The organism is Flavobacterium psychrolimnae (genome assembly GCF_003312425.1).
Lineage (GTDB): Bacteria > Bacteroidota > Bacteroidia > Flavobacteriales > Flavobacteriaceae > Flavobacterium > Flavobacterium psychrolimnae.
In genome coordinates this window covers 489,185-499,823 of sequence record NZ_QNUX01000001.1, presented here as the reverse complement: position 1 = coordinate 499,823, position 10,639 = coordinate 489,185, and the positions used below count along the sequence as shown (strand labels likewise).

Sequence of the window (10,639 nt, the reverse complement as noted above, 5' to 3'; positions counted from 1 at the left end):
ACTTCTTCTACACAGCGAAGTTTAAATTCATAATTGTATTTGACTTTTCTTTCCATAAAAATACCCCCAAATAGTGTCTAACTTTTTGGGGGCAGTTCACTTCGTCATTACTTTTATAAGTATTATCCCCATAAACAGAAGGTTTACCCTCATAGCCCATTGAAATTGGCCAATTATAGTCTTCACTATATTTATCAAACTTATCATTTGATATTAGACAACAATAAATTCCAGCAGAATCGTCAGAATCTTTTGATTCGTCTTCATATATTTTTAACTAACCATTTTTGATTGAAAATTTGGATTCAATTTCCTTTTTTTTATCCTCCAGAAGGAAATAATCTTTTTCCATTTGTTGCTTATTTTATTTGTATGCGACTTTTGACGAAGGCATATACACGAAAAGTTTTTTGTAAACTATATCAAATTTAGTTGGATTGGCGAAGATTTCTTTCGTTCTATACTTCCTCAAATATATTAAATTTTTCTTACAATTTTCTTGAAAGGAATAAACGTTATTTTTATTGCGGTTTGCGTGAGGGAGGGAAGCGGCATCCTTTATTTTCTTTCTTTAAGAAAATAAAGATACAGCGTACCGCCCGACCCAAAGTGGCGAGGAGGAACGACAAAGCTGCTGAAGGGTCACGCACAAAGGAACAATCTCACTTTTTCCGTCCTTTTTATCAAATTTCCAAAAAAAGTATATCTTTAGCCAACTAAAAACCAAAAACCGAATATATGGAAGACCAAAAACCAGACGATTTTAAAAGAGAATTAGGATTACTTGACGGAACAATGCTTGTGGTGGGTTCTATGATAGGTTCCGGGATATTTATTGTAAGTTCGGATATGGTTCGGCAGCTGGGATCGGCCGGTTGGTTGATTGCTATGTGGGTGCTTACGGGCGCCATTACAGTGATTGCTGCCGTGAGTTATGGCGAGTTGAGCGCGATGTTTCCTAAAGCGGGTGGGCAATATGTGTACATCAAGGAAGCGTACGGGAAACTGGTGGGTTTCTTGTACGGTTGGAGCTTTTTTGCAGTGATACAAACCGGTACTATTGCTGCCGTGGGTGTGGCTTTTGCCAAATTTGCCGCCTACTTGTACGCGCCTTTAAGTGATAAAAATATTTTATATGAGATTGGGGATTTCAAACTCAATGCGGCTCAGATTGTTTCTATTTTTACTATTATTTTGTTGAGTTACATTAATAGTCGTGGGGTGAAAAACTCTAAGATTTTACAAACGGTTCTGACGGTTATCAAAATTTTATCGCTTGCAGGTTTGATTATTTTTGGTTTTATGGCTGCCAAAGCGGAAGTTTGGGACGCGAACTGGACAAATGCCTGGACTTCTCAAACACTAAATGTGGAAACGGGTTCGTGGTTGCCCATCAGCGGAACGGCTTTGATATCTGGAATTTCGGCAGCCTTAGTAGGTTCGATGTTCTCCAGTGTGGCTTGGGAAGGTGTTACTTTTATCGCCGGTGAAATAAAAAATCCAAAACGTAATGTGGGATTGAGTTTGTTCTTAGGAACCTTAATCGTGAGTGTGATTTATATTTTGGCTAATATCATGTACCTGGCAGTGGTGCCTTTGTATGATATTGCTACAGCCGAATCAGATCGTGTGGCTGTTGTGGCTTCACAAAGTATTTTTGGTTCTGTGGGAACATTAATTATCGCTGTGATGATTATGATTTCGACTTTTGCGTGTAACAACGGTTTGATTATGGCGGGAGCCAGAGTGTATTATACGATGGCGCAAGACGGTGTTTTCTTCAAGAAAGCCGCTGAACTGAATCATGCCAGTGTTCCGGCTTGGTCTATTTGGGCGCAGTGTATTTGGGCTTCGGCGTTATGTCTGACTGGGAAATACGGAGATTTATTGGATTTTGTGGTTATTATCGTTTTGATATTTTATATCCTTACTATCCTAGGAATATTTATTCTGCGCAAGAAAATGCCAAATGTGGAAAGACCCTATAAAGCTTTTGGATATCCATTTTTACCTGCACTCTATCTAATTATTGCCACGGCAATTTGTATCGCTTTATTGTATACAAAAACCAGTACCAGTGGTTGGGGTGTTTTGATAATGCTAATTGGTATTCCGGTGTATTATTTGACGAAAGCTAAGGAGTAGTTTTTTTAAAATTATTAGTTATGAGTTATTAGTTATTAATTAGTAAGTTGTGAGATGTATTATATCATTTATGAATTTAAAATAGTCCAACTTAAATGAACTTATATTCCTTATATGTTTAAAAATACTTCTGATTAATTCCTTTCAGATGTTTTTAAAAAATCAATTAAAATCCGCTTAATCTGAGTGATCTGCTTGCCACTTCGGTACAATAACAGAAAATCATAAACAAAAAATCCGTCTAGTTAAAGAACAAGACGGATTTTTTTATGAGTAGAAGAACGAACGATCATTCAAATTCTTGCTTATCCCATTTTTTAGGATCTAGATTTGCAGCCATAGTTATAGCGGTACTTTCCCCATTTCGAACAAGTGTTATTCCATATGGTTTTGAAAGCATATAGGAACCGCATGAAGTTGGGTTTAAAAAGATTTTCTTTCTTAATATATTTTCTTGGTCGCTGAAATAGTATTCACGTTTGCTTTTTGAATTTTGTACTTCAATACCTTTTTCAAAAAAGACCAAATAGACTAGATTTTCATTTTTACTTTCAATATATTTTTTCCAAGTATTGGTGTGATATTTTCGATTTGCAATTTTTGACCCGCTCCACTTATTGGAAGAATTACTGCTACAAAGGTCATCTTTGTAATGAAATTCAATTAATAATGTGGTGTTGATAGGTAATTTTTTATTGGTAGTGCGGTTGATGTAATTTAGAAAAAAGGAATGATCAACGGTATACAAGTTAAATTTATAATGGGTTTTTGTGACCCGTCCAGAGTCTTTTGTAATGTAATTCCATACAGCAAATTCTGAATATCGGCCACCAAATTGCTTTAAAAACTGTGTTTTAGAAACAGATTTCCCATCGATATCAATCCAGTAATTTGTATTATCATCAGACGATTGGCTATAACTTATAAAACTTGTAAGAAGTAGAAGGGCGATTAGGGAATTTTTAAGCATTCTGAATTGAGTTAGAAATTTGACAATGCTAAAAGTAGAAATAAAATACTACATAACTGCGGTATTTTTCTTTTATAATTGTGAAACAAAAAAATCCGTCTCGTTTTCATAACGCGACGGATTTTCTATTTAATTCAGGCTGGGTTAAGGTTGTATTAAATTTAAAACTAAGGAGACTAAAAACTAAAACTAAAAAAATTACAACCTCAAATCCACAACCTGTAATTTATAGGCTAGTAATACGTGAAACGTCTTACTTTGGCAATGTATTTTGCTAATCTAATGACTTGGTGGCTGTAACCATATTCGTTATCGTACCAAATGTATAGCACGATATTTTTTCCATCGGCGGAAACGATTGTGGCATTACTATCATAAATAGCTGGTTGCGATGTACCAACGATATCCGATGAAACCAACTCGTTATTCATGGAGTATTTGATTTGCTCTACTAATTCGCCTTCCAAAGCATATTTTTTCATGATGGCATTGATGTCCTTAACGGATGTTTTTTTGGTTACTTCCAGATTCAAAACGACCAATGAACCATTAGGAACCGGCACACGAATCGCATTTGACGTTAATTTTCCTTCCAATGACGGCAATGCTTTTGCAACAGCACTTCCGGCCCCCGTTTCTGTAATCACCATATTTAAGGCTGCAGCTCTACCACGACGGTATTTTTTGTGCATATTATCCACAAGATTCTGGTCGTTTGTATAGGCATGGATGGTCTCCAAATGTCCTTTGACAACTCCTAAAGTGTCTTCAACAGCTTTCAAAATTGGCGTAATCGCATTAGTAGTACACGAGGCCGCGGAAAAAATGTTGATTTCGTCAGGATTATATTCGTTATGGTTTACACCGTGAACAATATTAGGAACTCCTTTTCCGGGAGCGGTAAGCAGTACTTTATCGGCACCTTTGGAAACCAAATGTCGGCTTAATGCTTCGTGTGTGGTAAAAGCGCCTGTGTTGTCAATTACTAAAGCATTATCAATTCCGTACTGTGTGTAATCAATTTCTTCTGGACCATTTGCCGTTATCACGTGAACGGTTGTTCCGTTAATAATTAAAGCATTATTTTTAGTATCAGCAGTAACTGAACCTTGGAAATCACCGTGAATAGAATCGTAACGCAGCAAAGAAGCTCTTTTTTCTAAAGAAGTAGCATCATTTTTATCGCGTGTTACGATAGCGCGCAATCGCATTTGACTTCCTTTTCCGGTTTTCGACATTAATTCTCTGGCCAGCAAACGACCAATTCGACCAAAACCATACAGAACGACATCTTTTGGTTGAATTTCTTCCGAATTTTTGGCGTTTTTCAATTTGTCAATGACAAAATATTTGGCGTCTGGATATTTATCTTCTTCTAAACCATATTCGTACGTAAGTTTTCCAATATCCAATTTTGCAGGTGGCAAATTCAATTCTAAAATAGCTTTTGCAATTTTAACCGAATCAAATACTGAAATGGGTTTGCCTACAAATTCAGCGGCATATTCATGCAGGTTGATAATATCACTGACATTTCTATCAATTAATTGATTTCGGAATAAGACCATCTCAATGGATTTATCATACCATAAATCGCTGATGATTTTAATCAGTTTTACTCCTGCACGTCGCCTGTCGGCTTGAAAAGAAACTTCTTTTTCGTATAAAGTTGTGGTTGCCATGTTGAAAATTTAATGAAAATAAGTGATTGTATTTTTTAAAATTTGCGCAAAAGTACCCATTTCAATCGATTTCGTAACGTGTTTTATGAATTATTTATAAAATAAAAAAGCCACCTTGATTTTTCAAGATGGCTTAGGTTTTAATTTTTTTGGATGCGTTAGAGAATGACGCGCATGACTTCTCCATTTTTATTGATCATTTCGATCCGAACCGTTTGGCTTTCCTCTTTTTTACTTAAAAGCTTAGAAACGGTTTCGACATCCGTAGCTTTGATATTGTCAATGCTCAAGATAATATTTCCTACTAACTCATCTTCGTATTGTTTCAAATTTTGGCTGGTAATCGATTTGATTTTTACACCGTAATCAATTTTGAACTTCTTTTTGTCAGCGGCTTCAATGTTCTCTAATTCGATACCTTTAAATTCTGCATTAAAAAATTCATTTTTGCTCAACACTACAGGAACCACTCTCGTTTTTCCATCTCTAATATAGGTGACCTGTACTTTATCATTCGGTCTTTTAGTATTGATGTATCCGGAAAGATCCGCAAAAGTAGCCACATTTTGTTCGTCTAATTTGATGATGACATCACCTTTTTCAAGTCCAGATTTTTCAGCACCGGAATTTTTGGTTACTTTATTAATGTAGAATCCCTGCGTTTGACCAATTCCATATTCTTTAGAACTAATACTGTTCAATTCGCCACCTTCAACGCCAAGAATTCCACGCTGCACATTCCCAAATTCCATTAGATCTTCAATGATTTTTCGTGCAATATTCGAAGGAACCGCAAATGAATAACCGACATAAGAACCCGTCATAGAGGAAATCATCGTGTTGATTCCTATTAGTTCACCACGCGTATTTACTAAGGCGCCACCACTGTTTCCGGGATTCACCGCAGCATCTGTTTGTATGAAAGATTGGATTCCGCTGGTGTCTAAATCTCTGGCTTTCGCCGAAACAATTCCGGCGGTTACCGTTGAAGTCAAATTATATGGATTTCCGACAGCCAAAACCCATTCGCCCACTTTCACCGAATCAGAATTGGCAAAAACAGTATAGGGTAATTTCTCGTTGGTGTCAATTTTCAATAGGGCAATGTCCATTTTAGAATCGGTTCCAATGAGTTTTGCCACATATGATTTTTTGTTATTTAAGGTAATTTCAATTTCTGATGCGCCTTTTATCACGTGATTGTTGGTTACGATATAACCGTCCTCAGAAATAATTACACCAGAACCTGTTCCCACTTGTTCTTGGGATTGTCCTCCTTTATATCCATAAAAATATTCTAAAATGGGATTTGTAATTGTTCTTCGGGAAACATTTTTTACGTGTACAACCGTATGGATGGTTTTTTCGGCAGCCTCAGTAAAATCAAGTACGTCCGATGATAATCCCACCTTCTTTCCGTAGGAATCGGATGCCATTGTGACTCCTGAATTTTTATCATCAGAAAAATATCCATTGGTGTCAAATAATAATTTGTATGAACCTAGTGTTACTACTCCGCTCAACAGGGAAACCAAAAAAAGTGTTGAAAATTTTTTCATAATTAAATTCGTTTATTAAGATATTTACATGTAAAAATAAAACTAAAATTGATTCAGAAAATACAGTTTAACGGTCTTTAACAATGATTAACATTTCATTAATAGTTCGTACTTTTGTTGGACTCAACACAAATTAAAATGCAACTAGAATTTTATAAATACCAAGGAACAGGAAATGATTTTGTAATGATTGATAATCGTTCGGAGTTTTTTCCAAAAGAGAATACACAACTCATTGCGCATTTATGCGACAGACGTTTTGGAATAGGAGGCGATGGTCTTATTTTGCTGGAAAATGACACGATTGCTTCGAATCTCGCAACGGCCACAGATTTCAAAATGGTCTATTACAACTCTGATGGAAACCAAAGTTCCATGTGTGGCAATGGTGGAAGATGTTTAGTGGCTTTCGCCAAAAAGCTGAGCATAATCGAGAATAAAACTACTTTCGTAGCAACAGATGGTTTACACCACGCAACAATTGGCGATGACGGATTGGTTGCACTACAAATGATTGATGTTGATGCGGTAAAAATAAGTCCAGATCATGTGTTTATGAATACAGGTTCGCCGCATCATGTACAATTGGTAGACGATTTAGAAAATTATAATGTTAAGGAAAATGGAGCGGCCATTCGATACGGAGATTTATACGGTAAAGCAGGAAGTAACATCAACTTTGTCAAACAGATTGATGACACCACTTTTTCGTTGCGAACGTATGAAAGAGGCGTAGAGGACGAAACTCTTTCTTGCGGAACAGGCGCTACAGCAGTAGCAATTGCGATGAACGTGTTGGGAAAAACAGATGCTTCTTCTATTGATTTAAATGTGGAAGGCGGAAAATTAGTCGTTTCTTTTGATAAAGGAGAAGGGAAATTTACGAATGTTTTCTTGAAAGGACCAGCAGAATTTGTATTTAAAGGAACTATCGAGATTTAAAAAAAAAACCAAGAACCAAATACTTAAATGAAAACATTAAAAGGCGACAACATCTATATTCGTGCATTAGAACCCAATGATTTGGAGTTTGTGTATGCGATAGAAAACGACCAGAGCATTTGGGAAGTCAGTAATACACACACACCTTACAGTCGATTTTTAGTCAAACAATATTTAGAAAATGCCCATCAGGATATTTATGAAGCCAAGCAATTGCGATTGGCTATTTGTCAGGATCAGGATTTTCCTGCTTTGGGTTTAATCGATTTATTTGATTTTGATCCAAAGAATAACAGGGCAGGAGTAGGTATTGTAATCCAAAATAACGAAAACCGAAAACAGAACATTGGTTCAGAAGCTTTGGCATTATTAATAGAATATGCTTTTTTTAATCTTAATTTACACCAATTATATGCAAATATTGGTACCGAAAATGAAGCAAGTAAAGCTCTTTTTACTAAATTTGGATTCGAAATGATAGGCGTCAAAAAAGATTGGACTTTTGTAAACGGAAAATACAAAGACGAAGCTATTTTTCAATTGATTAATACTAAATTTTAAAAAATACAGTTTTAATTCCGCACCTTTTAAACATAAAGAGAAGATTATAAATACTAACACTCCAACAAAAAAATACCACACATGAATATAAAGAAAATCATCACTATAGTTTCCGTAATTTTAATATCACTATTAATGATTTACGGATTGGTTATTTTACGTCAGATTTTTTCCTCCAACACAAAATTTTCGGAGAGCGAAGTCTATGTTTATATTCCAACGGATTCTAAATATGATGATGTCAAAAAAATAATGGCGCCTTATGTCGAAAACATGGATCGATTTGACATGGTTGCCAGTAAAAGAGGGTATTCTGATAATGTGATTCCGGGACGTTTTTTAGTGACAAAAGGAATGAACAGTTATGAACTGGTTAAAACCTTAAGACTTAATTCGGCAGTAAAGTTAGCTTTCAACAATCAGGAACGTGTGGAAAATTTAGCGGGACGCGTAGGTTCTCAAATCGAAGCCGATAGTTTATCGTTATTGAATTCGTTTAAAGATTCTATTTTTCTAAAGGAAAACGGGTTCCATGAAGAAAACGTTTTGGTGATGTTTATTCCGAATACTTATGAGATTTATTGGAACACAACCGCTGAAAAGTTCCGCGATAAGATGATCAAAGAGTATCGTAATTTTTGGAATAAAGAAAGAATTGCCAAAGCACAAAAACAAGGACTGACTCCAATTGAAGCTACTATTCTGGCCTCCATTGTTCATAAAGAATCCGTGAAAAAAGACGAAAGACCAAGAATTGCAGGCGTATATTTGAATCGATTGAGAGCTGGAATGCCGTTGCAAGCGGATCCAACGGTAATATTTGCGATGAAAAAGAAATCGAATGATTTTAATCAAGTTATTAAGAGAGTTTTTTACAATGATTTGACGATGGCGCATCCGTATAATACGTATATGAATTTGGGACTTCCTCCGGGACCTATCGCTATGCCAGATATCACCGCATTAGAAGCTGTTTTAGATCCTGAGAAAAATAATTTTATCTATTTCTGTGCCAGCGTGGAGCGTTTTGGATACCATGAATTTGCTGCTACCTTAGAAGAACACAATAAAAACGCCAAAAAATATTCCGATTGGATCAACAGTCAAGGGGTGAAAAGATAGTTTTGAGATACAAAACAATCTTACTTTTTTTATGCTTAATTGGATTTCAAATTGGAAGTTCTCAAAATAAGGCGGAAAGCTTTTTTAAACCGTCCGATTCTTTAAATAGGAAAAGACAAAATTCAGTGATTATTTCGGAGGCTGTTTTGTCGACCGGAACTTTAGTAGGTTTGAACCAACTTTGGTACGCCGATTATCCCAATTCTGATTTTCATTTTATTAATGACAATTCTGATTGGCTGCAGATGGATAAAGCGGGTCATGTTTTTTCCTCCTATCATTTAGGACGGTTTGGCGCCGAAATGCTACAGTGGAGCGGTGCTACTAATAAAAATCAGTTGCTTTACGGCGCTGGACTCGGTTTTGCATTTCTGACCGCTGTTGAGGTTTTAGACGGTTATTCCTCTGAATGGGGCGCTTCTTCTGGCGATATAATTGCAAACGCTACTGGAACCGCTTTGTACGTTTCCCAAGAATTAATGTGGAACGAACAACGGATTACACCAAAATTCTCTTTTCATACTACAAAATATGCAAGTGAACGACCGGAAGTATTGGGTAGTTCCTTCTCGGAGCAAATTTTAAAAGATTATAATGGACAAACGTATTGGCTTTCGGTCAATTTACATTCTTTTGCAAAAGGCTCTAAAATACCAAAATGGCTGAATTTAGCATTGGGTTATGGAGCAGAAGGAATGATCACTGGGAGAACTGAAAATACAACCGCTTTTTTAGCTTCAAATCCACGGCGATTTAGACAATTTTACCTGAGTTTGGATGTCGATTTAACAAAAATTAAGACCAATTCTCATTTTCTAAAGACCGTTTTTTCTGTTTTTAATACCGTTAAAATTCCTGCACCAACCATCGAATTTGTGCGTTTCAACGAGGTAAAATATCACTTTATCTATTTTTAGAAAAGTTTAACTACTTGATTATCAGTATAATTATTTTTGTTGTATCTTTGCGCGTAGAAATTTCATAACGGGACAGCGTTTTGAAGAAAAACAATTTATGATAAAGAAATGGTATTTTTATGCAAGTTTGACTGTAATTACAGTTTTTTTGAGCTCAGGTTTTAGACCTTTTAATTTAGAAACCAACCCATGGTTTCTCATCAATGAAGAAGATGGAACACACTACTTATATCCATCCGAAGAACAAGAAGAATACACTAATTTAAACATCCCTTATACCGGAAACTTCTTTATTGGATTTAAAGAAGCCATCGGATATAGAGAATCTGAAAATAAATATAAAAAAATCAATTCTCTTGGTTATATGGGTAAATACCAGTTTGGTATAGAAACATTAAAATCAGTTGGTATTTACAATCGCTCCGCTTTTTTGAATAGTCCTGAATTGCAGGAAAAAGCATTTTTAGCGCTTTTAGCAAAAAATAAATGGGAGTTGAAAACGGAAATTGAAAGATACGAGGGCACAATATTAAACGGCATTCAAATCACAGAATCTGGTATCTTGGCAGCAGCACATTTAGGAGGCGCAGGATCTGTTAAAAAATATTTTAAACACAAAGGGAAACGTAATTTTAGAGATGCTTATGGAAGTTCCATACGATCTTACATGAAAATGTTTGGAGGTTATGATACTTCTTTCATTGTTGCCGATATCAATGCAAAAGTGAAAAATATTTAATC

At 35.7% G+C, this 10,639-nt stretch carries 9 protein-coding genes; 6 read left to right on the top strand and 3 right to left on the bottom strand.

Going from position 1 to position 10,639, the window contains the following annotated elements; all coding sequences use genetic code 11:
• Positions 1-738: 738 nt before the first annotated feature.
• Complete coding sequence (locus tag DR980_RS02255) at positions 739-2,145, top strand: APC family permease (RefSeq protein WP_113633616.1); 1,407 nt, start codon at positions 739-741, stop codon at positions 2,143-2,145.
• A 289-nt stretch (positions 2,146-2,434) separates the two neighbouring features.
• Here DR980_RS02255 and DR980_RS02250 read toward each other — a convergent pair whose 3' ends face one another.
• The 3 genes from DR980_RS02250 to DR980_RS02240 all read right to left on the bottom strand — a co-directional run bounded on the left by DR980_RS02250 (position 2,435) and on the right by DR980_RS02240 (position 6,356).
• The gene (locus DR980_RS02250; protein WP_113633615.1) at positions 2,435-3,115 is read right to left on the bottom strand and encodes a hypothetical protein; all 681 of its coding nucleotides are present in this window, start codon (positions 3,113-3,115) and stop codon (positions 2,435-2,437) included.
• A gap of 233 nt (positions 3,116-3,348) precedes the next feature.
• Positions 3,349-4,797, bottom strand: coding sequence for a glyceraldehyde-3-phosphate dehydrogenase (locus DR980_RS02245; protein WP_113633614.1), 1,449 nt, complete (start codon positions 4,795-4,797; stop codon positions 3,349-3,351).
• Positions 4,798-4,955: 158 nt separating this feature from the next.
• Complete coding sequence (locus tag DR980_RS02240) at positions 4,956-6,356, bottom strand: S1C family serine protease (protein ID WP_113633613.1); 1,401 nt, start codon at positions 6,354-6,356, stop codon at positions 4,956-4,958.
• A gap of 138 nt (positions 6,357-6,494) precedes the next feature.
• On the opposite strand from DR980_RS02240, the gene dapF reads away from it, so the two are divergent.
• The 5 genes from dapF (at position 6,495) to DR980_RS02215 (ending at position 10,637) form a co-directional block, all read left to right on the top strand.
• Entirely contained in the window at positions 6,495-7,298 is an 804-nt protein-coding gene (gene dapF, locus DR980_RS02235) for a diaminopimelate epimerase (protein WP_113633612.1), read from the top strand.
• Positions 7,299-7,325: 27 nt separating this feature from the next.
• Complete coding sequence (locus DR980_RS02230; protein ID WP_113633611.1) at positions 7,326-7,859, top strand: GNAT family N-acetyltransferase; 534 nt, start codon at positions 7,326-7,328, stop codon at positions 7,857-7,859.
• 81 nt (positions 7,860-7,940) lie between these two features.
• Entirely contained in the window at positions 7,941-8,981 is a 1,041-nt protein-coding gene (gene mltG, locus DR980_RS02225; RefSeq protein WP_113633610.1) for an endolytic transglycosylase MltG, read from the top strand.
• A 2-nt stretch (positions 8,982-8,983) separates the two neighbouring features.
• Positions 8,984-9,898, top strand: coding sequence for a DUF2279 domain-containing protein (locus DR980_RS02220; RefSeq protein ID WP_113633609.1), 915 nt, complete (start codon positions 8,984-8,986; stop codon positions 9,896-9,898).
• Positions 9,899-9,995: 97 nt separating this feature from the next.
• Complete coding sequence (locus DR980_RS02215; RefSeq protein ID WP_113633608.1) at positions 9,996-10,637, top strand: peptidoglycan-binding protein LysM; 642 nt, start codon at positions 9,996-9,998, stop codon at positions 10,635-10,637.
• Positions 10,638-10,639 lie beyond the last annotated feature (2 nt).

What these genes read in the sequence shown, in the direction of transcription:
- DR980_RS02255 (WP_113633616.1), top strand. Translation starts at nt 739, where the DNA reads ATGGAAGACCAAAAACCAGACGATTTTAAAAGAGAATTAGGATTACTT.
- DR980_RS02250 (WP_113633615.1), bottom strand. Translation starts at nt 3,115, where the DNA reads ATGCTTAAAAATTCCCTAATCGCCCTTCTACTTCTTACAAGTTTTATA.
- DR980_RS02245 (WP_113633614.1), bottom strand. Translation starts at nt 4,797, where the DNA reads ATGGCAACCACAACTTTATACGAAAAAGAAGTTTCTTTTCAAGCCGAC.
- DR980_RS02240 (WP_113633613.1), bottom strand. Translation starts at nt 6,356, where the DNA reads ATGAAAAAATTTTCAACACTTTTTTTGGTTTCCCTGTTGAGCGGAGTA.
- dapF (WP_113633612.1), top strand. Translation starts at nt 6,495, where the DNA reads ATGCAACTAGAATTTTATAAATACCAAGGAACAGGAAATGATTTTGTA.
- DR980_RS02230 (WP_113633611.1), top strand. Translation starts at nt 7,326, where the DNA reads ATGAAAACATTAAAAGGCGACAACATCTATATTCGTGCATTAGAACCC.
- mltG (WP_113633610.1), top strand. Translation starts at nt 7,941, where the DNA reads ATGAATATAAAGAAAATCATCACTATAGTTTCCGTAATTTTAATATCA.
- DR980_RS02215 (WP_113633608.1), top strand. Translation starts at nt 9,996, where the DNA reads ATGATAAAGAAATGGTATTTTTATGCAAGTTTGACTGTAATTACAGTT.